This is a genomic window from Phocaeicola fibrisolvens (genome assembly GCF_025567125.1).
Lineage (GTDB): Bacteria > Bacteroidota > Bacteroidia > Bacteroidales > Bacteroidaceae > Phocaeicola > Phocaeicola fibrisolvens.
Genome location: NZ_JAOQJI010000041.1, coordinates 1 through 21,886 on the forward strand (window position 1 = coordinate 1; position 21,886 = coordinate 21,886).

Consider the following 21,886-nt stretch of genomic DNA (forward strand, 5'->3'; position numbering starts at 1 on the left):
TAAAGATACAAAATCTTTAGGTAATAACAACGCCTCGGCTTGGGAAAGTCGGGGCGTTGTCATAAAAAAAGAGGGTATGCTTTTTGACACACCCTCTTTTCAATATATAGCATGTTACAGAATTATTCAGCTTTAGGGGCTTCCTCTGTAGTAGCTTCAGTTGCAGGAGCTTCAGCAGCCGGTGCTTCAGTAGTAGTTGCAGCTGATTTCTTAGAACGACGTGTACGAGTAGTTTTCTTAGCAGCTGTCTTAGCCATGTTCTCGTTGTAGTCTACCAATTCGATGAAACACATTTCTGCGTTATCACCTAAACGATGACCAGTCTTGATAATACGAGTGTAACCACCCGGACGATCTGCAACCTTTACAGAGATTTCTTTGAACAGTTCAGTTACAGCATACTTGTCTTGCAAGTTACTAAACACAACACGACGAGAGTTTGTTGTATCTTCTTTAGATCTCGTAATCAGCGGCTCAACGAACTTCTTCAAAGCTTTAGCCTTCGCAACAGTCGTAGTGATTCTTTTGTGCTTGATCAAAGAACATGCCATGTTTGACAGCATTGCATTTCTGTGAGAAGCAGTACGACCTAAATGGTTGAATTTTTTATTATGTCTCATTGTTTATTCTTTGTCTAATTTATACTTAGAAATATCTGTTCCAAACGAAAGATTCAGACTCTCGAGCAAATCATCAAGCTCAGTGAGCGATTTCTTACCGAAGTTACGGAACTTCAGCAGGTCGGTCTTATTAAACTGTACCAAGTCACCCAGTGTTTCTACATCGGCAGCTTTCAAACAGTTCAAGGCACGAACTGACAAGTCCATATCAACCAGTTTGGTCTTAAGCAACTGACGCATGTGCAATACTTCTTCATCAAATTCTTCATTACCTTCTGCATCTGATGTTTCAAGAGTAATCTTTTCATCAGAGAACAACATGAAGTGATGAATCAAAATCTTTGCAGCTTCCTTCAGCGCTTCCTTCGGGTGAATGGAACCATCCGTCGTAATTTCCAATACCAACTTTTCATAGTCAGTCTTCTGTTCTACACGATAGTTTTCTACCGCATATTTCACATTACGAATCGGAGTGTAAATAGAATCGATAGGAATTACATTCACATCGGTGCAAAATTCACGGTTTTCGTCAGCCGGAACATATCCACGCCCTTTATTGATTGTAATATCTATCTGCATAGTTGCTTTTGAATCTAAATGGCAAATAACCAATTCAGGATTTAACACTTCAAATCCGGTCAAATACTTACCAATATCACCTGCCTTAAATTCAGTAGAATTCTCAACGGTAATGCTTACCTTCTCATTTTCGAATTCCTCAACTACTCGCTTGAATCGAACTTGTTTCAGATTCAAGATAATGTTAGTGACATCCTCTTTTACTCCCGGAATGGTAGCAAACTCATGTTCAACACCTTCAATACGAATGGTATTGATAGCATAACCTTCCAACGAAGAAAGAAGAATACGGCGTAAAGCATTACCTACGGTAATACCGAAACCGGGTTCAAGCGGACGGAATTCGAATTTCCCGAATTTGGAATCCGCTTCCAACATTAATACTTTATCAGGTTTTTGAAATGCTAATATCGCCATGAAATTAATTATTATTTAGAGTACAATTCAACGATCAAGTGTTCTTTAATGTTTTCAGGAATGTCTGCTCTTTCCGGAATATGCAACAATTTACCAGTTTTTGAGTTTTCATCCCATTCCAACCAAGGATATTTGCTGTGATTAAATCCAGCCAAAGAGTTTGAAATAACTTCCAAAGACTTAGATTTTTCACGAACACCTACCAACTGACCCGGTTTTACAGAGAAAGAAGGAATATTAACAACCTTACCATCTACTGTAATATGCTTGTGACCTACAAGCTGACGAGCAGCAGCACGAGTCGGTGCTATACCCAAACGGAACACTACGTTGTCCAGACGACATTCAAGGCTCTGCAGCAAAATTTCACCGGTAATACCGTTCATACCCGCTGCCTTTTCAAACATATTACGGAACTGTTTCTCCAACACACCGTAAGTATATTTTGCTTTCTGTTTTTCAGCCAACATGACACCGTATTCAGAAGTTTTTCTGCGACGGTTGTTACCATGTTGTCCAGGAGGATAGTTTTTCTTTGACAAAACTTTATCTGCTCCAAAGATTGCTTCACCGAATTTACGTGCAATTCTAGTTTTTGGTCCAGTATATCTAGCCATTTTCTTTCTTAATTTAATTGTTATTCATGAACTCAATTTGTTGCAGCCGCGATTACAGAAAGGAATTGCAATCCATTATTTAACAAAATCAAGTTACATCTAAATTGGTTATCTTTATTATACTCTTCTTCTTTTCGGAGGACGACAACCGTTATGAGGCAATGGAGTTACATCGATAATTTCAGTAACTTCAATTCCAGCTCCGTGCACTGTTCTGATTGCAGACTCACGTCCGTTTCCAGGACCTTTCACATAAGCTTTTACCTTTCTCAGGCCAAGATCGTATGCCACCTTTGCGCAATCTTGGGCAGCCATCTGAGCTGCATAAGGAGTGTTCTTTTTAGAACCTCTAAATCCCATCTTACCTGCAGAAGACCATGCGATGATTTGGCCTTCGCTGTTTGCCAAAGAAACGATAATGTTATTGAATGAAGAATGAACATGCAACTGTCCATTAGCATCCACCTTGACATTTCTTTTTTTAGCTGCGACTGTTTTTTTTGCCATATTAACAATTATTTAGTAGCTTTTTTCTTATTTGCAACTGTTTTCTTTCTTCCCTTACGTGTACGAGCATTGTTCTTTGTGCTCTGACCTCTTACGGGCAGACCCAAGCGGTGACGAACACCACGGTAGCAACCAATATCCATTAATCGCTTAATGTTCAACTGGATTTCAGAACGAAGATCACCTTCAACCTTGTATTCAGCACCAATGATTTCACGAATCTTAGCAGCCTGATCATCAGTCCAATCCTTTACTTTCAGGTCACGATCTACGCCTGCTTTATCCAAAATTTTTGCTGAACTACTGCGTCCGATACCATATACGTATGTCAACGCAATCTCACCTCTTTTATTCTGAGGCAAATCTACACCAACTATTCTTATAGCCATATACTAAATTATTTTTTTTGCAAAAATAATAAATTATCCTTGACGTTGTTTATACTTAGGATTTTTCTTGTTAATAACATACAAACGGCCATTACGTCTAACGATTTTGCATTCCGGCGTACGTTTCTTTAATGATGCTCTTACTTTCATATCTTATATTTTCTTTTATTTGTATCTAAAAACGATTCTTCCTTTAGATAAGTCATAAGGAGACATCTCGACTCTTACCTTATCTCCGGGTAATATTTTAATGTAATGCATTCTCATTTTGCCAGAAATATGAGCTGTAATCTCATGTCCGTTTTCTAGCTCTACACGAAACATTGCATTCGACAATGCTTCAACGATAACTCCATCTTGTTCTATTGCGGATTGCTTTGCCATATTAAATTGCTTTATCTCCTAAAACTTGTTCTATAAATTCAAATGATGATAATATATCAGCCTTTCCCAGTCCGACTGCGACTGTATGTTCAAAATGAGCAGCACATTTCCAATCTCTTGTACGGATTGTCCATCTGTCTTCCTCCATAACAACTTGTCGGTTTCCCATCGTAATCATCGGTTCTATCGCAATACACATACCCTTTTTCAACAAAGTGCCCGTACCACGACGACCATAGTTTGGAACAGGAGGATCTTCATGCATTTCTTTTCCAATACCATGACCTACAAACTCACGAACGACACCGTAAGATTGAGCCTCGCAATGTTGCTGAATCGCATAACCTATATCTCCCAGTCTTTTCCCATGAACAGCATTTTCAATACCTTTATAAAGAGATTCCTTCGTAACCTTCAATAATTTCACAATCTCCGGATCTACCTCACCTACACAAAATGTATAAGCAGAATCTCCACAAAAACCGTTCATAAAAGTTCCACAGTCAACCGAAACAATATCACCCTCTTTCAAAGGGATATCATTGGGAATTCCATGCACCACCTGTTCATTCACTGACGTACACAATGTACCAGGAAAAGGAGAACCATATGGATTGGGGAAACCTTTAAAAGTTGGAATCGCCCCATGATCACGGATAAATTCTTCCGCTACCTTATCCAATTGTTTCGTAGTAACTCCCGGCTTTATCATTTTAGCTACTTCAGCCAGAGTCCTCCCTACCAAGAGATTACTCTGACGAAGCAACTCTATCTCATCATCTGTCTTTAGAAATATCATTCGAGACGAGTATTTTTTAATAAGCAGCTACATTACCAGAACGTCCCTTAATTCTTCCTGAACTCAACAATCCATCATAGTGACGCATCAACAAATGGCTTTCAACTTGCTGTAGAGTATCCAAAACTACCCCCACAAGAATCAGCAAAGATGTTCCACCAAAGAACTGTGCAAATTCAGCTTGAACTCCAAAAAGACCGGCAAATGCAGGCAGAATAGCAATAATAGCCAAGAATACAGAACCAGGCAGAGTAATACGTGACATAATCACATCCAAATATTCTGCTGTATTCTTACCCGGCTTTATTCCCGGAATAAAACCGTTATTTCTCTTCATATCTTCCGCCATCTGCGTGGTATTAATAGTAATTGCAGTATAGAAGTAAGTGAAAAGAATAATCAATACTGCAAAAATAAGGTTATACCAAAAACCTGTATGGTCAATCAGGGCGCGCGCAATACCACTCGCATTGTCAATATTTGAATATCCCACGATAGTAATCGGAATAAACATAATTGCCTGAGCAAAGATAATCGGCATCACATTTGCAGCATTTACCTTCAAAGGTATATACTGTCTAGCACCTCCATATTGTTTGTTTCCCACAATACGTTTTGCATATTGTACAGGAACTTTACGTACACCTTGAACCAACAAGATGGCAGCAGCTATCACTGCCAGCAAACATACCAGTTCTATCAAGAACATGATAATACCACCTGCGCCCGGAGAAGCCAGTCGAGAAACAAACTCACCAGAGAAAGACTGAGGAAGACGAGCAATAATACCCACCATAATAATCAAAGAGATACCATTACCAATTCCTTTATCAGTGATTCTTTCACCAAGCCACAAGATAAACATACTACCTGCTGCCAGAATGATAGTTGAAGTAATAATAAAGAAAGTCCAATCTAATGAAGCATTAAGGGCGGGCCCTGCCTGCATTTTCAAGTTGATCAGATAAGAAGGAGCTTGGAAAATCAAAATAATGATTGTCAGAATACGAGTATACTGATTAATCTTTCGACGCCCGCTTTCACCCTCACGCTGCAATTTCTGGAAATAAGGCACCGCAATAGCCAACAACTGAATCACGATGGACGCAGAAATATATGGCATTATTCCAAGCGCAAAAATAGATGCATTTGAAAAGGCACCACCAGAAAACATATTCAACAAGGCAAGAAGACCTTCACTCGTCTGTTCATGCAATTTAGACAACATGTCAGGATTAATACCCGGCAATACGATATAAGAACCGAATCGATAAATTGCAACAAACAATATAGTAATGAGGATCCGTTTTCTCAGATCCTCAATATTCCATATATTCTTTAATGTTTCAATAGATTTTATCATTGAATCAGAGTTTTACTGCATTACCACCAACGGCTTCGATTGCAGCTACCGCGCTCTTAGAAAAAGCATTAGCTTCTACATCAAGCTTAGTAGTTAAACTACCGTTACCAAGAACTTTCACTAATTGATTAGAAGAAACGAAACCTGCTTCAATCAAATCATCAATGCCGACCTTAGACAGATTCTTAGCTTCAGCCAATTTCTGAATAGTATCAAGATTAATTGCTTTGTATTCTACACGGTTGATATTCTTAAAACCAAATTTCGGAACACGACGTTGAAGCGGCATCTGACCTCCTTCAAAACCAATCTTCTTTGAATAGCCAGATCTTGACTTTGCTCCTTTATGTCCTCTTGTAGAAGTACCGCCTAAACCTGAACCAGCACCACGACCAACTCTTTTTCTAGTTTTGACAGAACCTTCTGCAGGACGCAAATTATTTAACTTCATATTGTAAGATCCTTTATTGTTAACAATATATTACTTAACGATTGCAACCAGGTGTTTCACCTTTTCAATCATACCCAGAATTGAAGGAGTCTCTTCGTGTTCAACCACACGATTCAATTTATGGAGACCAAGTGCATCCAAAGTTCTCTTCTGATCAGCCGGAGCACCAATTCTACTCTTTACTTGTTTAATTTTTATAGTTGCCATAAATTATCCTCCTTATCCTCTAAATACTTTATCCAAACTTACACCTCTGTTCTGAGCTACCATGCGAGCATCTCTCATTTCACCCAAAGCCAAGATAGTAGCTTTTACCAGATTGTGAGGATTTGATGAACCCTTAGACTTAGCCAAGACATCAGTAACACCTACACTTTCCAATACGGCACGCATTGCACCACCAGCTACTACACCTGTACCAGTTGAAGCAGGCTTAATGAATACTTCAGCACCGCCAAACTTAGCAGACTGTTCGTGAGGAACAGTACCTTTCAATACCGGGACACGAGTCAGGTTTTTCTTTGCAGCTTCTACGCCCTTCGCGATTGCAGCTGTTACTTCACCTGCTTTACCAAGGCCCCAACCAATAATACCGTCTTCATTACCAACTACCACAATGGCAGAGAAACTGAAAGTTCTACCACCTTTTGTAACCTTAGTAACACGGTTGATTGCAACCAGTCTATCTTTTAATTCTATATCGTTAGTAATCTTAACTCTATTATTAACTGCCATAATTCATTAAAATTTAAGTCCACCGTTACGAGCAGCATCAGCTACTTCTTTTACTCTCCCATGATACAAGTAACCATTACGGTCGAATACGACAGTCGTAATACCAGCTTCCTGAGCTTTCTTTGCAATCAGCTCACCAACTTTTGCAGCCTGTTCTTTCTTCGGCATAGCTTCCATGCCCAAAGAAGAAGCAGCTACCAATGTCTTACCACTTAAATCGTCGATAACCTGAACATAAATCTGCTTGTTACTTCTAAACACACTCATACGCGGACGTTCAGCAGTACCTGAAATCTTGTTGCGTACTCTATATTTAATCTTAATGCGTCTTTCTATTTTTGTTGTCATAATTGTACGATTTTATGTGAATTATTTAGCGCCAGCTGACTTACCAGACTTTCTACGAATTTCTTCACCAACAAACTTAATACCTTTTCCTTTATAAGGTTCAGGCTTACGGAAAGAACGTATTTTTGAACAAACCTGACCAAGCAGCTGTTTGTCACAAGATTCCAATATGATAAGAGGGTTCTTATTTCTTTCAGATTTAGTTTCTACCTTGATTTCAGGAGGCAACTGCATAAAAATATTATGCGTATAACCTAAAGCGAAATCAATGATATTACCGTTATTAGAAGCACGGTAACCTACACCGACCAGCTCTAATTCTTTCTTATAACCTTCAGAAACACCTACAACCATGTTGTGGATCAATGCACGATACAAACCATGGAATGCATGACGCTGTTTCAGGTTATCAAGCATCGCATCTTCATTTTCTTTCAACACCACGTGTCCGTCTGCAATTTCTACGCTGATAGCAGGATTTACAAACTGACTCAACTCACCTTTAGGTCCTTTTACATTTACTACATTATCCTTCAGAGTAACTGTTACTCCAGCAGGGATACTAATGGGTAATTTACCAATTCTTGACATTGCTTATCCTCCTAACATTAATATACATAGCAAAGAACTTCACCGCCAATCTTCAGCTCAGCAGCTTCCTTGTCTGTCATAACACCTTTGGAAGTAGATATAATAGCAATACCTAATCCATTAATAACTCTCGGCATGTCTTTGTAACCGGTATACTTACGCATACCCGGAGTAGATACTCTTTCAAGCTTCTTGATTGCGTTAACCTTGTTAACTGCATCATACTTCAAAGCCACCTTGATAGTACCCTGAGGACCATCTTCAACAAACTTGTAGTTCAGGATGTACCCTTTGTCGAAAAGGATCTTTGTAATCTCCTTTTTCAAGTTTGAAGCAGGCACTTCCACCACTCTGTGCTTAGCACTAATTGCATTTCTCAATCTAGTGAGATAATCTGCGATAGGATCTGTCATAAAAACTAATTGTTAAATTAATCAGGACTACCCTGACAATATTTAATAAAAAAATTATTTACCAGCTTGCTTTCTTAACGCCAGGAATCAAACCGTTTGAAGCCATTTCACGGAACTGAATACGTGAAATACCGAACTGACGGATATATCCTTTTGGACGTCCAGTCAACTTACAACGGTTGTGTAAACGAATAGGATTAGCGTTCTTAGGCAGAGCCTGCAACTTCTGAGCAGCCTCAAAAGCTTCAGCAGGATCACCAGAGTTTACAATCTTCTTCAACGCAGCACGCTTCTCAGCATATTTAGCAACAAGTTTAGCTCTTCTTACTTCACGAGCCTTCATTGATTCTTTTGCCATAACTTATCAATCTTTTTTAGCGTTTTTAAACGGTAATCCGAATTCCTTCAACAAAGCATAACCTTCTTCGTCAGTCTGGGCAGAAGTTACGAAAGTAATGTTCATACCCAAAATCTTAGTGATGCTATCAATGTTGATTTCAGGGAAAATAATCTGTTCCTGAATACCCAGTGTATAGTTTCCTCTTCCATCGAACTTGCTTTCGATACCCTTAAAGTCACGGATACGCGGCAAAGCCACACGAACCAACTTTTCAAGGAACTCATACATTCTTTCACGACGCAATGTTACCATCACACCGATTGGCATTTTCTTACGCAATTTAAAGTTTGCGATATCTTTACGAGAAACAGTTGCTACAGCTTTCTGTCCTGTAATAGCAGTCAATTCATTGATTGCTACATCAATGATTTTCTTGTCAGCAACCGCCATACCCAAACCTTGATTGATAACAATCTTCTTAAGTACAGGGATTTGCATAGATGAAGAATACTGGAATTGATTCTTCAAAGCAGGAGCAATGCGCTCTGCATATTCTTTCTTAAGGCTAGCAGTATTACTCATTATTTAATCTCCTCTCCTGATTTTTTAGCATAACGAACAAATGTTCTTCCATCAGAACTTTCTCTTCTACCTACACGAGTCGGTTTTCCTGTTTTCGGGTCTACCGGATTCAGGTTAGAGATGTGAATAGGAGCTTCCTGCTTCACAATACCACCCTGAGGATTCTTAGCGTTAGGTTTGGTACTCTTAGATACCATATTGATACCTTCTACCACTGCACGTCCTTCTTTAACAAGAACCTTCAACACGCGGCCAGTTTTACCCTTGTCTTCACCAGAGTTTACGTAAACTGTATCGCCTTTTTTAATATGTAATTTACTCATTACTTAAATCTTTTACAAAATTAAAGTACTTCAGGTGCAAGTGAAACCACTTTCATATTCGCATTACGCAACTCTCTTGCAACCGGGCCAAAGATACGACTTCCTCTAATTTCACCTGCGTTGTTCAACAACACGCAAGCATTGTCATCAAAACGAATGTAAGAGCCGTCAGCACGACGGATTTCTTTCTTTGTACGTACAATCAAGGCCTTTGATACTGCACCTTTTTTAATATCACTTGAGGGGATAACACTTTTTATTGAAACTACAATAACATCCCCAACAGAGGCATAACGTCTCTTTGTACCGCCTAATACGCGGATACAAAGAGCTTCTTTTGCGCCACTGTTGTCACATACTGTAAGTCTGGATTCTGCTTGTATCATAATTACTTAGCTCTTTCAATAATTTCAATCAATCTCCATCTCTTAGTTTTACTCAAAGGACGAGTTTCCATGATGCGAACAGTATCGCCAACCTGGCATTCATTCTTTTCGTCATGAGCATGGTATTTTTTCGTTTTAGACACGAATTTACCATAAATAGGGTGTTTTTCCTTAAACTTAGCAGCAACAGTAATGGTCTTGTCCATTTTATTGCTAACTACAACACCAGTTCTTTCTTTTCTTAAATTTCTAGCTTCCATGAGGACCATTATTATTTGTTAAGTTCTCTCTGACGCAATTCTGCTTTCATACGCGCAATTGTTCTGCGTAATTTCTTAATCTGTGCAGGATTTTCCAGCGGAGAGATCGAATGATTCAAAACCATTTGATTGTAATTGGCAACTTCAGTTTGAATTCTTTCTGCCAATTCGTTGGTAGCTATTTCTCTAATTTCTGCAATCTTCATATCAATTAAGCATTTTGACTTGCGTCGTAATCACGTCTAACAATAAACTTAGTAGTAACAGGAAGTTTCTGTGCGGCGAGGCGCAAAGCTTCTTTAGCTACTTCAAAAGAAACACCTTCAACTTCGATCAAAATACGACCCGGAGTTACAGGAGCTACGAAACCTTCCGGATTACCTTTACCTTTACCCATACGCACATCAGCAGGCTTACGAGTAATAGGTTTATCCGGGAAAATACGGATCCAAATCTGACCCTGACGCTGCATATATCTTGTTACAGCAATACGAGCTGCTTCAATCTGACGACCAGTAATCCACTTAGTCTGAAGAGACTTGATACCAAAAGTACCAAAAGCCAACTGATGACCTCTCTGGGCGTTACCTTTAGCGCTACCTTTCTGCTGTCTTCTGAATTTTGTTTTTTTCGGTTGTAACATAATTCCTAAAATTCAAATCGTTAGCGATTGTTGTTTTTCTTTCTGCGGAAGTTCTTTCCACCATTGTTTCCGTTTCCACCACGGTTGTTTTCCTTGCTCTGAGTAAAGTTTGGAGCCAACTCACGTTTTCCATAAACTTCTCCACGGCAAATCCACACCTTGATACCCAGCAGACCAACCTTAGTCAAGGCTTCAGCATGACAGTAGTCAATGTCTGCACGGAACGTGTGCAACGGAGTACGACCTTCCTTATACATTTCAGAACGAGCCATTTCAGCTCCGTTCAAACGACCAGAAATCAGCACCTTGATACCTTCAGCTCCCATACGCATCGTATTGGCAATTGCCATCTTGATAGCGCGACGGTAAGCGATCTTGCCTTCAACCTGACGAGCGATGTTGTTTGCTACAATCACAGCGTCAAGTTCCGGTCTTTTTACTTCAAAGATATTAATCTGGATATCCTTGTCAGTGATCTTCTTCAACTCCTCTTTCAACTTATCAACTTCCTGACCACCTTTACCAATGATAATACCCGGACGAGCAGTACATACAGTAATTGTCACCAATTTCAGAGTACGTTCAATAACGATTCTTGAAACGCTGGCTTTTGCAAGTCTGGCATTCAGATATTTACGAATTTTGCTGTCTTCCAGCAAAGCGTCACCATAATTCTTGCCACCGTACCAATTAGAATCCCATCCTCTGATAATTCCTAAACGGTTGCTTATCGGATTAACTTTCTGTCCCATCTACTCTTAATTTTTATCATTAGTATTCTTAGCATCAACGAACAAAGTCACATGATTTGAGCGTTTACGAATTCTGTAACCTCTACCCTGCGGAGCCGGTCTCATTCTTTTCAAGGTTGCTCCCCCGTCAACATAAATCTTAGTTACAAACAATTCGCCGTCTTCAGCTTTGCGTTCGTTTTTCTGTTCCCAGTTAGCAATAGCAGAGCGTAACAGTTTTTCCACTCTAGCAGAAGCTTCTTTAGAAGAAAACTTCAAAACACCAAGTGCTCTGTTCACCTCCATACCGCGAATCATGTCAGCCACGAGACGCATCTTACGCGGAGAAGTAGGCACATTTTGCAATTTTGCAAAATACATGGTTTTAAGGGCTTCTTTTCTCTTATCAGCCGATATTTTTTTTCTTGCTCCCATTATTTATTACTTTATTATTTCAAATATGCGTCCTGTTATTATTTTTTCTTGTTACCTGCATGACCACGGAAAGTACGTGTAGGAGCAAATTCTCCCAACTTATGACCAACCATGTTTTCAGTAACGTAAACAGGAATAAATTTGTTTCCGTTATGAACTGCAATTGTATGCCCAACAAAATCAGGCGAAATCATTGAAGCTCTAGCCCATGTCTTAACAACTGACTTCTTGCCGCTCTCATTCATAGCGAGCACCTTGTTTTCCAGTTTTACATTAATATATGGACCTTTTTTTAATGAACGACTCATAAATTACTCAATTAATCAGTTGTTATTACTTTCTTCTTTCTATAATATACTTAGAAGACTGTTTCTTAGGTGCTCTTGTCTTCAAGCCCTTAGCATACAAGCCTGTACGTGATCTCGGGTGACCTCCTGACTGACGTCCTTCACCACCACCCATCGGGTGATCCACAGGGTTCATAACAACACCACGGTTATGAGGACGACGGCCTAACCAGCGAGAACGACCTGCTTTACCAGAAGCTTCCAAAGCGTGGTCAGAATTACCCACACTACCGATAGTAGCTTTACAAGCACTTAAAATCTGTCTTACTTCACCTGAAGGCAATTTGATGACACAATATTTACCTTCACGAGAAGTCAACTGAGCAAAGTTACCAGCCGATCTTACCAAAGCAGCACCCTGACCCGGACGCAATTCAATATTATGAATCACTGTACCTACGGGGATGTTCTCGAGAGGAAGTGCGTTACCAATCTCAGGCGCCGCATTCGCTCCAGACATCAAAGTGCTACCTACTTGCAATCCATTAGGAGCAATGATATATCTTTTTTCACCATCAGCATAAAACAACAAAGCAATACGAGCCGAACGATTCGGATCATATTCAATTGTTTTAACGACTGCTGGAACACCGTCTTTATTTCTCTTGAAATCGATAATACGGAATTTTCTCTTATGACCGCCACCGATATAGCGCATTGTCATTTTACCTACGTGGTTACGACCACCCGTAGAACGCTTTCCATATACAAGAGATTTCTCTGGTACCGATGCAGTAATTTCTTCAAAAGTACCAATAATTTTGTGTCTCTGCCCCGGTGTTGTGGGCTTAAATTTACGTACTGCCATCTTTTATTTAAATATTGCTATAAAAATCAATAGTATCACCTTCTTTCAATGTAACGATTGCTTTCTTGTATGCATTCGTACGACCATTGATAAGACCTGACTTAGTATAACGGCTCTTGTTTTTACCTGCATAGCGGATTGTATTCACATCCACTACAGTCACGTTATACATAGCTTCGATTTCACGCTTAATTTCTAATTTGTTAGCTTCAGGACGGACAATAAATCCAAAGCGGTTGAACTTTTCAGATATTGCCGTCATCTTTTCTGTAACCAACGGTTTAATAATCATTCCCATATTACTTCAGCCTCCTTTAATTATTTCACTAAGGTTTCCTCGATAGCTTTCAATGCACTTTCTGTCACAACAAGAGTTTCTGCGTTCAATACAGAATATGTATTCAGCGCAGAAGCAATTGCAAGATTTGTACGCTCTAAGTTACGAGCAGACAAATATACGTTTTTATTTGCTTCCGGCAAAACCATAAGTAGCTTTTTACCAGCCACTTTAAGATTATTCACAACGTTTACGAATTCTTTAGTCTTAGGGGCTTCAAAAGTGAAGTCTTCAACCACTACGATGCTGTTAGCCTGAGCTTTGTATGCCAAAGCAGACTTACGAGCCAGAGCTTTCACTTTCTTGTTCAGTTTGAACCAATAGTCACGAGGTTTCGGACCGAACACACGAGCACCACCCACCAATACTGGAGAGTTGATGTCACCACGACGTGCACCGCCACCACCTTTCTGACGGCCTAATTTACGAGTAGAACCACTGATTTCGCTTCTTTCCTTAGACTTGTGAGTACCCTGGCGCTGATTAGCCATATACTGTTTTACATCCAGATAGATAGCGTGATCATTTGGAGTGATTCCGAAGATAGCTTCGTTCAAAGCCACCTTTCTTCCGGTGTCTTCACCCTTGATATTTAAAACGTTAACTTCCATTATTTCTCAATTATTACGATTGAACCTTTGCAACCCGGAACAGAACCCTTAATCAACAGCAGGTTGTGTTCAGGAATCACTTTTAATACCTGTAAGTTGTGAGTAGTCACTCTGTCACCACCCATTTGGCCACCCATGCGCATTCCTTTGAATACTTTTGCAGGGTAAGAACAAGCACCGATAGAACCCGGCTTACGAGCACGGTTGTGCTGACCGTGAGTAGTCTGACCTACACCACCAAATCCATGACGTTTTACAACACCCTGGAAACCTTTTCCTTTAGAAGTTCCAATTACATCCACATAAGCAGTGTCATTGAACAATTCCACAGTGATAGTGTCACCTAAATTCAATTCTTCTGAGAAATCTTTGAACTCGGCCAAGTGTCTCTTTGGAGTTACTCCAGCTTTCTTAAAGTGACCCATCAACGGTTTTGTAGTATGCTTTTCCTTCTTGTCCTGGAAACCTACCTGAACAGCTGCATAGCCATCTTTTTCTACACTCTTAATCTGAGTAACTACACAAGGACCAGCTTCGATAACAGTGCATGGTACATTCTTACCATCAGCACTGAAAACGGATGTCATTCCGATTTTCTTTCCTAATAATCCTGGCATTTCAGTTAATTTTTAATTGATTAAACTTTAATTTCTACTTCTACCCCACTCGGCAATTCCAATTTCATCAAAGCGTCTACTGTCTTTGCAGTTGAGCTATAGATGTCAATCAGTCTCTTGTAAGAAGACAATTCGAACTGTTCACGTGACTTCTTGTTAACGAAAGTCGAACGGTTTACAGTGAAGATACGCTTGTGTGTAGGCAATGGAATCGGACCACTTACAATGGCACCTGTAGCCTTCACAGTTCTTACAATCTTCTCAGCTGACTTGTCTACCAAGTTGTGATCGTAAGATTTCAGTTTAATTCTGATTTTCTGACTCATGTTTATTTATTAAATTATTAAATGAATAACTGGAGGAAGCTTGAGGGCTAAGAGTCATTCGCTAGCCCTCATCGACTTCCGTCCTATTGTTTATTATACCAAATCAACGCGACCTTTCACTTCTTCCAATACAGTCTTAGCGATTGAGCTAGAAACCTGTGCATGGTGATCGTAACTCATTGAAGAAGTTGCACGACCAGAAGTAATAGTACGCAAAGCTGTTACATAACCGAACATTTCAGCCAACGGAACCATAGCTTTTACGATACGGGCGCCAGAACGGCTTGTTTCCATACCTTCAACCTGACCACGACGTTTGTTCAAGTCACCGATTACATCACCCATGTTCTCTTCCGGAGTAACCACTTCCAGTTTCATAATCGGCTCCATCAGCACCGGACCTGCTTTCACGCAAGCGTTCTTGTATGCCTGGATAGCACAGATTTCGAATGACAACTGGTCAGAGTCAACCGGGTGGAAAGAACCATCCTTCAACACAACCTTCAGTGAATCGAGCGGGAAGCCAGCCAACACACCGTTCTTCATGGCTGTCTGGAAACCTTTCTGTACAGAAGGAATAAATTCCTTAGGTACGTTACCACCTTTCACTTCGTCGATGAACTGCAGACCACCCTGTTTCCAGTCTTCATCAACCGGGCCTACAGATACGATGATATCGGCAAACTTACCACGACCACCTGACTGTTTCTTGTAAACTTCACGCAATTCAACAGTCTTTGTGATAGCTTCCTTGTAGTTAACCTGCGGACGACCCTGGTTACATTCAACCTTGAACTCACGTTTCAAACGGTCGATGATGATATCCAAGTGAAGCTCACCCATACCAGAGATGATAGTCTGGCCAGTCTGTTCGTCTGTACGTACAGTAAATGTCGGGTCTTCTTCAGCCAACTTAGCCAAACCGTTAGACAGCTTGTCCAAATCTTTCTGAGTCTTCGGCTCTACTGCAATACCGATAACCGGTTCCGGGAAGTCCATAGATTCCAATACAATCGGAGCTGTTTCGTCACACAGTGTATCACCTGTACGAATATCCTTGAATCCTACACCAGCACCAATATCACCCGCACTGATTACTTCTACCGGATTCTGCTTGTTTGAGTGCATCTGGAACAGACGAGAAACACGTTCTTTCTTACCTGAACGAGAGTTGTAGATATAAGAACCAGCTTCAACCTTACCAGAGTAAACACGGAAGAAAGTCAGACGACCTACATACGGGTCAGTAGCAATCTTGAATGCCAAAGCTGCAGTCTTTTCATCTTCATCCGGCTTACGGTCTTCTTCAGCACCCGTATTCGGATTTGTACCCACGATATTCGGAGTATCCAGCGGAGAAGGCAAGAATGCACATACATAGTCCAACAATGTCTGTACACCTTTATTCTTAAATGAAGAACCACACAACATCGGAACGATTTCCATCTTCAAAGTTCCAGCACGCAGAGCACGCAAGATTTCGTCTTCTGTGATTGTAGAAGGATCGTCAAAATATTTTTCCATCAAGGCTTCATCGAATTCAGCCACCTTTTCCAACATTTTGTCTCTCCACTCGTTGGCTTCATCAACCAAGTTTGCAGGGATTTCTTCTACATCATAGTCGGCACCCATTGTTTCATCGTGCCACAGGATAGCCTTCATCTTAATCAGGTCGACAACTCCCTTGAAAGATTCTTCCGCACCGATAGGAATCACTACCGGACAAGGATTTGCGCCCAACACATCCTTCATCTGGCGAACTACTTCGAAGAAGTCAGCACCAGAACGGTCCATTTTATTTACATAACCGATACGAGGAACATTGTATTTATCAGCCTGACGCCATACAGTTTCTGACTGAGGCTCCACACCACCTACAGCACAATATGTAGCAACTGCACCATCCAATACACGAAGAGAGCGTTCTACTTCCGCAGTGAAGTCCACGTGTCCCGGAGTATCAATCAAGTTGATTTTATATTTATTACCTGCATACTTCCAATAAGTAGTCGTGGCAGCAGATGTAATAGTAATACCACGTTCCTGTTCCTGTTCCATCCAGTCCATGGTAGCAGCACCGTCGTGTACTTCACCGATTTTGTGAGTCAAACCTGTATAGAACAAGATACGCTCAGAAGTCGTTGTCTTACCAGCATCGATGTGCGCCATGATCCCGATGTTACGGGTTAAATGCAAATCATGTTTAGCCATTTTAATTCCGTCTTAATTAATTAATAACTCGATTAGAATCTGAAGTGAGCAAATGCACGGTTAGCTTCAGCCATACGATGCATATCCTCTTTACGTTTGAATGCGCCACCTTGTTCGTTGTATGCATCAAGGATTTCTGCAGCCAATTTGTCAGCCATTGACTTACCTCCACGCTTACGAGCAAAAGCGATCAGATTCTTCATAGAAATTGATTCTTTACGATCCGGACGGATTTCTGTAGGAACCTGGAATGTAGCACCACCGATACGGCGAGACTTCACTTCCAGCTGCGGAGTTACGTTATCAAGAGCCTTTTTCCAAACCTCCAGTGCAGAAGTTTCTTCAGCCGGGAGCTTGGTTTCAACTGTTTTCAGTGCATTGTAGAAGATTTCATAAGAGGTATTCTTCTTTCCATCATACATCAGATGGTTCACGAATTTTGAAACCTTCTGGTCGTTAAATACCGGATCCGGAAGGATCACACGTTTTTTTGGTTTTGCTTTTCTCATTTTGTTTGATAATAATGTTTAGTTTGGGGCTGCATCTTGTCTACTTCAACGCTTCCTCCGAAGCATTTACTCAACCTTAAAGCTCTTCCAACAAACCAAAACGAATTAATAAAAGTTTTTCTTAACTTAAGGATTGTACTCAGTCAGAATTTACTTCTTACCTTTTCCTGCTGGAGCTGCCTGTCCTGGTTTCGGGCGCTTAGCACCATACTTAGAGCGTCTCTGTGTACGGCCTGCTACACCTGCTGTATCCAGTGTACCACGTACGATGTGATAACGTACACCCGGAAGGTCCTTTACACGACCACCACGAACCAAAACGATTGAGTGTTCCTGCAAGTTATGTCCTTCTCCCGGAATGTAAGAGTTCACTTCCTTAGAGTTTGTCAGACGCACACGAGCAACTTTACGCATTGCTGAGTTCGGTTTTTTCGGAGTTGTAGTGTAAACACGTACACAAACGCCACGTCTCTGAGGACATGAATCCAGTGCCGGTGATTTACTCTTATCAACCAAAACCGTTCTTCCTTTTCTTACTAACTGTTGAATAGTAGGCATTTTGTTTGATTTTTAATTGTTATATATTTATTTTCTATTGTTTCTACAATCCTTGACGAAATACTACATTTCGGGCTGCAAAATTACAAATAACTTTTTAATAGACAAACTGTTTTTCAAAAGAAAAGGGCTCATTCCCCGAAAAAAACGGGAAATGAGCCTTCCAAAGCTGTTTTTTATATTTTTTTAAGCTTCTCCTTTAAAATCACTCAACGGTGGAACAAAGGTTTTTCCTCCTTGTGCCTGCTGTTCCGGCATCCGGATCTGTCCGAAATTCTGCTCATACTTCGCCACATTGTCCTGCAACGCAAACATCAGACGCTTTGCATGTTCCGGAGTCATTACAATACGAGATTGAACGCCTGCTTTCGGCAAACCGGGCATCACACGCACAAAGTCAAGTATGAATTCAGAACTTGAATGAGTGATAATCGCAAGATTCGCATAAGTGCCCTGTGCAACTTCTTCTTTCAATTCTATCTGAAGCTGATTTTTGTTTTCGTTTTCCATAATGATCTAATTGTTTTAATAATTTATACGGCAAATGTAGAAAAAAAGTCGGAGTAAACTAACAAATCGCATTCTTTTTCTAATCAACCGGACTACAATCCACCCCAAAAAGCTTTTTGTCCACCCCTCTCTCAGTCAAACTGCCTAGCTTTGTATACAAATCAAAATTTAACTGTCACACCATGAAAGACTTCTTACTAAAACTAGGGCTGCCAGCCTTTTTCTCATTTTTCACGCACACAGCTATTTTACAAGCGGCCCAACGAGATACAACCTTTGTAGTTAACCAAAACCCTATCGTTTCTTACAAATACCTTGGCGACCCTGCCGCTTTAGTCCATGACGGAACCGTATATATCTATGCGGGACACGACGAATGCCCTGCACCTCATCAATACTACCTAATGAACGAATGGTGTATACTATCCACACAAGATATGAAAACATTTACCGAACATGCTTACACCCTTAGAGCAACAGACTTCAAATGGGCAAAAGGAGAAGCCTGGGCAAGCCAGGTAATTGAGCGAGACGGGAAGTTCTATTGGTATGTCACCGTTGAGCATGCCACAATCCCCGGAAAATCAATCGGAGTAGCTGTAGCCGACTCCCCCTTGGGACCTTTCAAGGACGCACGAGGGAGCGCATTAATCACCAACGACATGACCACAGAATACACGTCCATTGCATGGGATGACATAGACCCTACGGTCTTTATCGATGACGACGGTCAAGCTTATCTTTTTTGGGGAAACACTCAATGTTATTATGCAAAACTAAAAGACAACATGACAGAATTGGACGGTCCCATTCTTCCCATCTCTCTTCCAAGGTATACAGAAGCCCCTTGGATTCATAAACACGGGAACTGGTATTACCTGTCATTCGCGTCTGAATTTCCAGAAAAAATCTGCTACGCCATGAGCCAAAACATTAACGGTCCATGGATATACAAAGGCATTCTCAACGAAATAGCCGGTAATTCCAATACAAACCATCAAGCCATCATAGACTTTAAAGGAAAATCTTATTTCATCTACCACAATGGAAGCATCAATCCCAACGGATGCGGTTTCAGAAGGTCAGTCTGCATCGACCAGCTTTTCTATCAAAAGGATGGAAGCATAAAACGCATACAAATGACTACTGAAGGAATCTTTAAATGAAAAAACCGGACGGAAATTTTATCCGTCCGGTTTTTTCATTTTTTCCGTTTGCTACGTTTTGCCCAGCCTTCTTCTGCGAAATCTGGTTCTTCTCCACGAAGCAATTGATTGTCTTGCTGAAAGAACTGTTTCCAGTCGTCTTTCTTCTTTGGGCCACGAGGATTGACATATCCTCTTTCTTCCCGACTAGGCTTTTTCGATTTCTCTACCTTTGAGGCCTTATCGGTTTTCCTTTCGACCGCCATCTTCTTTTTCTTTCCACTCTTGTCACTTTTACCAGTATTCTCACCTGCAATTTCCACACAGACCTTACGTCCCCCACTCAACACAACTTTATTCAAGGCTTTCATAACCTGGGGAGCCTGTTCTTGTATCACTTCAAAGAATGAAAAATTTTGCATCAAATCAATACGGCCAATCTGAATACGTTCTTTCCTCAAATTCCGGTTTACCAAATCTATAATCTGATTCGTATAAAAGCCATCCGTTTTACCTAAATTCAGGAACAAGCGTGTATATCCTTTCTCCGCTTTGCGACCTACTTTCTCCTTATCCCCTTTCCGGGAAACGTCCTTTGACTCCGTTTTTTTGTCACTGGCCTTCGGCTGTTCAATTTCAGGGGCGTTCTTATAATAATCCAAAAAACGATTAAACTCCAAAGAAACCACACGCTTAATCAAATCATCTTTATCCAGCCAATCCAGTTTCCGATAAATAGCAGGCAGAAAAGTTGCTATTTCCTCTTCATCAACTTTCACTTTTTCAATATCATCAATCACTTTTATCAACTGCTGTTCGCAGATTTCTTTGCCTGACGGAAGCACACTTACCTCAAACTTCTTCTTGATAATATGCTCAATATCACGCATACGTCCTTTTTCGCGCAAATTGATAATAGCAATTGAGATACCGGTCTTACCCGCACGCCCTGTTCTTCCACTCCGGTGAGTGTAACTTTCTGTGTCATCCGGTAAACCATAATTTATCACATGGGTCAAATCATTCACATCCAGTCCACGAGCTGCCACATCCGTTGCAACCAGCAACTGCAAATGTCTTTGACGGAACTTCTGCATTACCAGATCACGCTGTGCCTGGCTCAATTCACCATGCAAAGAATCCGCATTATATCCGTCTTGAATCAATTTATCTGCAATCTCCTGTGTTTCTTTACGCGTCCGGCAAAAGATAATACCATAAATCTGAGGATAAAAGTCCACCACTCGTTTCAAAGCCAAATACTTATCTTTTGCATGAACAATATACGCCACATGATTGACATTTTTGCTGCCCTCATTCTTGGTACCAATCGTAATTTCCTTAGGTTCATGAAGATAGGATTTGGCGATACGGCTTATTTCCGGACTCATTGTAGCAGAAAACATCAATGTATTCCGGTCCTGAGGCACATTCTCCAATATTGCATTAATACTATCCGTGAAACCCATATTCAACATCTCATCTGCTTCGTCCATCACCACATCACGAATAGTCTCCAAATGAGCAACCTTACGCTCCATCAAGTCAATCAAACGCCCCGGAGTAGCCACAATAATATGCACCCCTCTCTTCAAACTACGAATCTGACTGTCTATTGAAGAGCCTCCATATACAGGCAGAATCTTTAAATCCGTAATATACTTTGAATAATCAGTGAGGTCACCTGCTATCTGCAGGCACAATTCACGTGTAGGACAGAGCACCAAAGCCTGTGGCACACGTTTCTCTACATCAATTTTCTGAATCAGCGGCAGACCAAATGCGGCTGTTTTTCCGGTTCCGGTTTGCGCCAGAGCCACTACATCATTGCCGTTTCCCAACAAATACGGGATTACTTCTTCTTGCACAGGCATAGGATTTTCATACCCCATTTCCTCAATCGCTTTGCGTATTTCAGGTGAAACGCCAAGTTCTTCAAATGTCTTCATTCAATTCAAATATCTAATTTGCAGCAAAGATACGGACATTTCAAA

Annotated in this window: 36 protein-coding genes; 1 reads left to right on the forward strand and 35 read right to left on the reverse strand. The window is 40.7% G+C overall.

Annotated elements, in window-relative coordinates; all coding sequences use genetic code 11:
* Window positions 1-122 precede the first annotated feature (122 nt).
* The 34 genes from rplQ to OCV81_RS14005 form a co-directional block, all read right to left on the reverse strand.
* The gene (gene rplQ, locus OCV81_RS13840) at window positions 123-620 is read right to left on the reverse strand and encodes a 50S ribosomal protein L17 (RefSeq protein WP_148330608.1); all 498 of its coding nucleotides are present in this window, start codon (window positions 618-620) and stop codon (window positions 123-125) included.
* Window positions 621-623: 3 nt separating this feature from the next.
* Complete coding sequence (locus OCV81_RS13845; RefSeq protein ID WP_007559357.1) at window positions 624-1,616, reverse strand: DNA-directed RNA polymerase subunit alpha; 993 nt, start codon at window positions 1,614-1,616, stop codon at window positions 624-626.
* Between the two features lie 11 nt (window positions 1,617-1,627).
* On the reverse strand, window positions 1,628-2,233 hold the full coding sequence (rpsD, locus tag OCV81_RS13850; RefSeq protein ID WP_148330610.1) for a 30S ribosomal protein S4: 606 nt from the start codon (window positions 2,231-2,233) through the stop codon (window positions 1,628-1,630).
* Window positions 2,234-2,350: 117 nt separating this feature from the next.
* Window positions 2,351-2,740: a 30S ribosomal protein S11 gene (gene rpsK, locus OCV81_RS13855; protein ID WP_007559359.1), complete on the reverse strand. Its 390-nt coding sequence runs from the start codon at window positions 2,738-2,740 to the stop codon at window positions 2,351-2,353.
* 8 nt (window positions 2,741-2,748) lie between these two features.
* A complete protein-coding gene (gene rpsM / locus OCV81_RS13860; RefSeq protein ID WP_007559362.1) occupies window positions 2,749-3,129 on the reverse strand; it encodes a 30S ribosomal protein S13 in 381 nt (126 codons plus the stop codon).
* Window positions 3,130-3,162: 33 nt separating this feature from the next.
* On the reverse strand, window positions 3,163-3,279 hold the full coding sequence (gene ykgO / locus OCV81_RS13865) for a type B 50S ribosomal protein L36 (protein WP_002558051.1): 117 nt from the start codon (window positions 3,277-3,279) through the stop codon (window positions 3,163-3,165).
* A 15-nt stretch (window positions 3,280-3,294) separates the two neighbouring features.
* Entirely contained in the window at window positions 3,295-3,513 is a 219-nt protein-coding gene (gene infA / locus OCV81_RS13870; protein WP_002558052.1) for a translation initiation factor IF-1, read from the reverse strand.
* Between the two features lies 1 nt (window position 3,514).
* Window positions 3,515-4,312 carry a type I methionyl aminopeptidase gene (gene map / locus OCV81_RS13875; RefSeq protein WP_148330611.1) on the reverse strand — a complete coding sequence of 266 codons (798 nt, stop codon included), beginning with the start codon at window positions 4,310-4,312 and terminating at the stop codon, window positions 3,515-3,517.
* Between the two features lie 16 nt (window positions 4,313-4,328).
* Window positions 4,329-5,675: a preprotein translocase subunit SecY gene (secY, locus tag OCV81_RS13880; RefSeq protein WP_148330613.1), complete on the reverse strand. Its 1,347-nt coding sequence runs from the start codon at window positions 5,673-5,675 to the stop codon at window positions 4,329-4,331.
* 4 nt (window positions 5,676-5,679) lie between these two features.
* A complete protein-coding gene (rplO, locus tag OCV81_RS13885; protein ID WP_148330615.1) occupies window positions 5,680-6,126 on the reverse strand; it encodes a 50S ribosomal protein L15 in 447 nt (148 codons plus the stop codon).
* Window positions 6,127-6,156: 30 nt separating this feature from the next.
* Window positions 6,157-6,333 carry a 50S ribosomal protein L30 gene (rpmD, locus tag OCV81_RS13890; RefSeq protein WP_072543771.1) on the reverse strand — a complete coding sequence of 59 codons (177 nt, stop codon included), beginning with the start codon at window positions 6,331-6,333 and terminating at the stop codon, window positions 6,157-6,159.
* Between the two features lie 12 nt (window positions 6,334-6,345).
* Window positions 6,346-6,861, reverse strand: coding sequence for a 30S ribosomal protein S5 (rpsE, locus tag OCV81_RS13895; protein WP_072543770.1), 516 nt, complete (start codon window positions 6,859-6,861; stop codon window positions 6,346-6,348).
* 6 nt (window positions 6,862-6,867) lie between these two features.
* Window positions 6,868-7,209, reverse strand: a complete 342-nt coding sequence (rplR, locus tag OCV81_RS13900) for a 50S ribosomal protein L18 (protein WP_007559370.1) — start codon at window positions 7,207-7,209, stop codon at window positions 6,868-6,870.
* 21 nt (window positions 7,210-7,230) lie between these two features.
* Window positions 7,231-7,800 (reverse strand): 50S ribosomal protein L6, encoded by a 570-nt coding sequence (rplF, locus tag OCV81_RS13905; protein ID WP_148330617.1) that lies wholly within the window; start codon window positions 7,798-7,800, stop codon window positions 7,231-7,233.
* A 17-nt stretch (window positions 7,801-7,817) separates the two neighbouring features.
* Complete coding sequence (rpsH, locus tag OCV81_RS13910; RefSeq protein WP_007559373.1) at window positions 7,818-8,213, reverse strand: 30S ribosomal protein S8; 396 nt, start codon at window positions 8,211-8,213, stop codon at window positions 7,818-7,820.
* A gap of 58 nt (window positions 8,214-8,271) precedes the next feature.
* Window positions 8,272-8,571 (reverse strand): 30S ribosomal protein S14, encoded by a 300-nt coding sequence (rpsN, locus tag OCV81_RS13915; protein WP_148330619.1) that lies wholly within the window; start codon window positions 8,569-8,571, stop codon window positions 8,272-8,274.
* A gap of 6 nt (window positions 8,572-8,577) precedes the next feature.
* Window positions 8,578-9,135 (reverse strand): 50S ribosomal protein L5, encoded by a 558-nt coding sequence (gene rplE / locus OCV81_RS13920; protein WP_007559375.1) that lies wholly within the window; start codon window positions 9,133-9,135, stop codon window positions 8,578-8,580.
* Window positions 9,135-9,458 (reverse strand): 50S ribosomal protein L24, encoded by a 324-nt coding sequence (gene rplX, locus OCV81_RS13925; RefSeq protein ID WP_072543767.1) that lies wholly within the window; start codon window positions 9,456-9,458, stop codon window positions 9,135-9,137. The genes rplE and rplX overlap by 1 nt, the downstream gene beginning before the upstream one ends.
* A gap of 20 nt (window positions 9,459-9,478) precedes the next feature.
* Window positions 9,479-9,844 (reverse strand): 50S ribosomal protein L14, encoded by a 366-nt coding sequence (gene rplN, locus OCV81_RS13930; protein WP_007559377.1) that lies wholly within the window; start codon window positions 9,842-9,844, stop codon window positions 9,479-9,481.
* 2 nt (window positions 9,845-9,846) lie between these two features.
* Window positions 9,847-10,104, reverse strand: coding sequence for a 30S ribosomal protein S17 (gene rpsQ / locus OCV81_RS13935; RefSeq protein ID WP_072544105.1), 258 nt, complete (start codon window positions 10,102-10,104; stop codon window positions 9,847-9,849).
* A gap of 11 nt (window positions 10,105-10,115) precedes the next feature.
* Window positions 10,116-10,310: a 50S ribosomal protein L29 gene (rpmC, locus tag OCV81_RS13940; protein ID WP_007559379.1), complete on the reverse strand. Its 195-nt coding sequence runs from the start codon at window positions 10,308-10,310 to the stop codon at window positions 10,116-10,118.
* Window positions 10,311-10,315: 5 nt separating this feature from the next.
* Window positions 10,316-10,747, reverse strand: coding sequence for a 50S ribosomal protein L16 (rplP, locus tag OCV81_RS13945; protein WP_013617999.1), 432 nt, complete (start codon window positions 10,745-10,747; stop codon window positions 10,316-10,318).
* Between the two features lie 20 nt (window positions 10,748-10,767).
* Window positions 10,768-11,499 (reverse strand): 30S ribosomal protein S3, encoded by a 732-nt coding sequence (gene rpsC, locus OCV81_RS13950; protein WP_007559382.1) that lies wholly within the window; start codon window positions 11,497-11,499, stop codon window positions 10,768-10,770.
* Between the two features lie 6 nt (window positions 11,500-11,505).
* Window positions 11,506-11,913 (reverse strand): 50S ribosomal protein L22, encoded by a 408-nt coding sequence (gene rplV / locus OCV81_RS13955; RefSeq protein WP_072543765.1) that lies wholly within the window; start codon window positions 11,911-11,913, stop codon window positions 11,506-11,508.
* Window positions 11,914-11,951: 38 nt separating this feature from the next.
* Entirely contained in the window at window positions 11,952-12,221 is a 270-nt protein-coding gene (gene rpsS / locus OCV81_RS13960; protein WP_007559385.1) for a 30S ribosomal protein S19, read from the reverse strand.
* 25 nt (window positions 12,222-12,246) lie between these two features.
* Window positions 12,247-13,068 carry a 50S ribosomal protein L2 gene (gene rplB, locus OCV81_RS13965; RefSeq protein WP_072529631.1) on the reverse strand — a complete coding sequence of 274 codons (822 nt, stop codon included), beginning with the start codon at window positions 13,066-13,068 and terminating at the stop codon, window positions 12,247-12,249.
* A 7-nt stretch (window positions 13,069-13,075) separates the two neighbouring features.
* Entirely contained in the window at window positions 13,076-13,366 is a 291-nt protein-coding gene (rplW, locus tag OCV81_RS13970; RefSeq protein ID WP_007559388.1) for a 50S ribosomal protein L23, read from the reverse strand.
* A 20-nt stretch (window positions 13,367-13,386) separates the two neighbouring features.
* Window positions 13,387-14,016 (reverse strand): 50S ribosomal protein L4, encoded by a 630-nt coding sequence (gene rplD / locus OCV81_RS13975; protein WP_148330620.1) that lies wholly within the window; start codon window positions 14,014-14,016, stop codon window positions 13,387-13,389.
* Window positions 14,016-14,633 carry a 50S ribosomal protein L3 gene (gene rplC / locus OCV81_RS13980; RefSeq protein ID WP_007559391.1) on the reverse strand — a complete coding sequence of 206 codons (618 nt, stop codon included), beginning with the start codon at window positions 14,631-14,633 and terminating at the stop codon, window positions 14,016-14,018. Before rplC ends, rplD begins: the two co-directional genes overlap by 1 nt.
* 20 nt (window positions 14,634-14,653) lie before the next feature.
* On the reverse strand, window positions 14,654-14,959 hold the full coding sequence (rpsJ, locus tag OCV81_RS13985; protein WP_002558075.1) for a 30S ribosomal protein S10: 306 nt from the start codon (window positions 14,957-14,959) through the stop codon (window positions 14,654-14,656).
* A gap of 93 nt (window positions 14,960-15,052) precedes the next feature.
* On the reverse strand, window positions 15,053-17,170 hold the full coding sequence (gene fusA, locus OCV81_RS13990) for an elongation factor G (RefSeq protein WP_148330621.1): 2,118 nt from the start codon (window positions 17,168-17,170) through the stop codon (window positions 15,053-15,055).
* A 32-nt stretch (window positions 17,171-17,202) separates the two neighbouring features.
* The gene (rpsG, locus tag OCV81_RS13995) at window positions 17,203-17,679 is read right to left on the reverse strand and encodes a 30S ribosomal protein S7 (protein ID WP_072543761.1); all 477 of its coding nucleotides are present in this window, start codon (window positions 17,677-17,679) and stop codon (window positions 17,203-17,205) included.
* Window positions 17,680-17,829: 150 nt separating this feature from the next.
* Window positions 17,830-18,237, reverse strand: a complete 408-nt coding sequence (gene rpsL, locus OCV81_RS14000) for a 30S ribosomal protein S12 (RefSeq protein WP_007559394.1) — start codon at window positions 18,235-18,237, stop codon at window positions 17,830-17,832.
* Between the two features lie 186 nt (window positions 18,238-18,423).
* Window positions 18,424-18,747 (reverse strand): DUF3467 domain-containing protein, encoded by a 324-nt coding sequence (locus OCV81_RS14005; RefSeq protein ID WP_022354108.1) that lies wholly within the window; start codon window positions 18,745-18,747, stop codon window positions 18,424-18,426.
* Between the two features lie 182 nt (window positions 18,748-18,929).
* On the opposite strand from OCV81_RS14005, the gene OCV81_RS14010 reads away from it, so the two are divergent.
* Window positions 18,930-19,913 carry a glycoside hydrolase family 43 protein gene (locus tag OCV81_RS14010; protein WP_148330622.1) on the forward strand — a complete coding sequence of 328 codons (984 nt, stop codon included), beginning with the start codon at window positions 18,930-18,932 and terminating at the stop codon, window positions 19,911-19,913.
* Between the two features lie 35 nt (window positions 19,914-19,948).
* Here OCV81_RS14010 and OCV81_RS14015 read toward each other — a convergent pair whose 3' ends face one another.
* Window positions 19,949-21,841, reverse strand: a complete 1,893-nt coding sequence (locus OCV81_RS14015) for a DEAD/DEAH box helicase (protein WP_148330623.1) — start codon at window positions 21,839-21,841, stop codon at window positions 19,949-19,951.
* Window positions 21,842-21,886: the final 45 nt, after the last annotated feature.

Excerpts from the sequence above, each read along its gene's own strand:
- rplQ (WP_148330608.1), bottom strand. The coding sequence starts at position 620 with ATGAGACATAATAAAAAATTCAACCATTTAGGTCGTACTGCTTCTCAC.
- OCV81_RS13845 (WP_007559357.1), bottom strand. The coding sequence starts at position 1,616 with ATGGCGATATTAGCATTTCAAAAACCTGATAAAGTATTAATGTTGGAA.
- rpsD (WP_148330610.1), bottom strand. The coding sequence starts at position 2,233 with ATGGCTAGATATACTGGACCAAAAACTAGAATTGCACGTAAATTCGGT.
- rpsK (WP_007559359.1), bottom strand. The coding sequence starts at position 2,740 with ATGGCAAAAAAAACAGTCGCAGCTAAAAAAAGAAATGTCAAGGTGGAT.
- rpsM (WP_007559362.1), bottom strand. The coding sequence starts at position 3,129 with ATGGCTATAAGAATAGTTGGTGTAGATTTGCCTCAGAATAAAAGAGGT.
- ykgO (WP_002558051.1), bottom strand. The coding sequence starts at position 3,279 with ATGAAAGTAAGAGCATCATTAAAGAAACGTACGCCGGAATGCAAAATC.
- infA (WP_002558052.1), bottom strand. The coding sequence starts at position 3,513 with ATGGCAAAGCAATCCGCAATAGAACAAGATGGAGTTATCGTTGAAGCA.
- map (WP_148330611.1), bottom strand. The coding sequence starts at position 4,312 with ATGATATTTCTAAAGACAGATGATGAGATAGAGTTGCTTCGTCAGAGT.
- secY (WP_148330613.1), bottom strand. The coding sequence starts at position 5,675 with ATGATAAAATCTATTGAAACATTAAAGAATATATGGAATATTGAGGAT.
- rplO (WP_148330615.1), bottom strand. The coding sequence starts at position 6,126 with ATGAAGTTAAATAATTTGCGTCCTGCAGAAGGTTCTGTCAAAACTAGA.
- rpmD (WP_072543771.1), bottom strand. The coding sequence starts at position 6,333 with ATGGCAACTATAAAAATTAAACAAGTAAAGAGTAGAATTGGTGCTCCG.
- rpsE (WP_072543770.1), bottom strand. The coding sequence starts at position 6,861 with ATGGCAGTTAATAATAGAGTTAAGATTACTAACGATATAGAATTAAAA.
- rplR (WP_007559370.1), bottom strand. The coding sequence starts at position 7,209 with ATGACAACAAAAATAGAAAGACGCATTAAGATTAAATATAGAGTACGC.
- rplF (WP_148330617.1), bottom strand. The coding sequence starts at position 7,800 with ATGTCAAGAATTGGTAAATTACCCATTAGTATCCCTGCTGGAGTAACA.
- rpsH (WP_007559373.1), bottom strand. The coding sequence starts at position 8,213 with ATGACAGATCCTATCGCAGATTATCTCACTAGATTGAGAAATGCAATT.
- rpsN (WP_148330619.1), bottom strand. The coding sequence starts at position 8,571 with ATGGCAAAAGAATCAATGAAGGCTCGTGAAGTAAGAAGAGCTAAACTT.
- rplE (WP_007559375.1), bottom strand. The coding sequence starts at position 9,135 with ATGAGTAATACTGCTAGCCTTAAGAAAGAATATGCAGAGCGCATTGCT.
- rplX (WP_072543767.1), bottom strand. The coding sequence starts at position 9,458 with ATGAGTAAATTACATATTAAAAAAGGCGATACAGTTTACGTAAACTCT.
- rplN (WP_007559377.1), bottom strand. The coding sequence starts at position 9,844 with ATGATACAAGCAGAATCCAGACTTACAGTATGTGACAACAGTGGCGCA.
- rpsQ (WP_072544105.1), bottom strand. The coding sequence starts at position 10,104 with ATGGAAGCTAGAAATTTAAGAAAAGAAAGAACTGGTGTTGTAGTTAGC.
- rpmC (WP_007559379.1), bottom strand. The coding sequence starts at position 10,310 with ATGAAGATTGCAGAAATTAGAGAAATAGCTACCAACGAATTGGCAGAA.
- rplP (WP_013617999.1), bottom strand. The coding sequence starts at position 10,747 with ATGTTACAACCGAAAAAAACAAAATTCAGAAGACAGCAGAAAGGTAGC.
- rpsC (WP_007559382.1), bottom strand. The coding sequence starts at position 11,499 with ATGGGACAGAAAGTTAATCCGATAAGCAACCGTTTAGGAATTATCAGA.
- rplV (WP_072543765.1), bottom strand. The coding sequence starts at position 11,913 with ATGGGAGCAAGAAAAAAAATATCGGCTGATAAGAGAAAAGAAGCCCTT.
- rpsS (WP_007559385.1), bottom strand. The coding sequence starts at position 12,221 with ATGAGTCGTTCATTAAAAAAAGGTCCATATATTAATGTAAAACTGGAA.
- rplB (WP_072529631.1), bottom strand. The coding sequence starts at position 13,068 with ATGGCAGTACGTAAATTTAAGCCCACAACACCGGGGCAGAGACACAAA.
- rplW (WP_007559388.1), bottom strand. The coding sequence starts at position 13,366 with ATGGGAATGATTATTAAACCGTTGGTTACAGAAAAGATGACGGCAATA.
- rplD (WP_148330620.1), bottom strand. The coding sequence starts at position 14,016 with ATGGAAGTTAACGTTTTAAATATCAAGGGTGAAGACACCGGAAGAAAG.
- rplC (WP_007559391.1), bottom strand. The coding sequence starts at position 14,633 with ATGCCAGGATTATTAGGAAAGAAAATCGGAATGACATCCGTTTTCAGT.
- rpsJ (WP_002558075.1), bottom strand. The coding sequence starts at position 14,959 with ATGAGTCAGAAAATCAGAATTAAACTGAAATCTTACGATCACAACTTG.
- fusA (WP_148330621.1), bottom strand. The coding sequence starts at position 17,170 with ATGGCTAAACATGATTTGCATTTAACCCGTAACATCGGGATCATGGCG.
- rpsG (WP_072543761.1), bottom strand. The coding sequence starts at position 17,679 with ATGAGAAAAGCAAAACCAAAAAAACGTGTGATCCTTCCGGATCCGGTA.
- rpsL (WP_007559394.1), bottom strand. The coding sequence starts at position 18,237 with ATGCCTACTATTCAACAGTTAGTAAGAAAAGGAAGAACGGTTTTGGTT.
- OCV81_RS14005 (WP_022354108.1), bottom strand. The coding sequence starts at position 18,747 with ATGGAAAACGAAAACAAAAATCAGCTTCAGATAGAATTGAAAGAAGAA.
- OCV81_RS14010 (WP_148330622.1), top strand. The coding sequence starts at position 18,930 with ATGAAAGACTTCTTACTAAAACTAGGGCTGCCAGCCTTTTTCTCATTT.
- OCV81_RS14015 (WP_148330623.1), bottom strand. The coding sequence starts at position 21,841 with ATGAAGACATTTGAAGAACTTGGCGTTTCACCTGAAATACGCAAAGCG.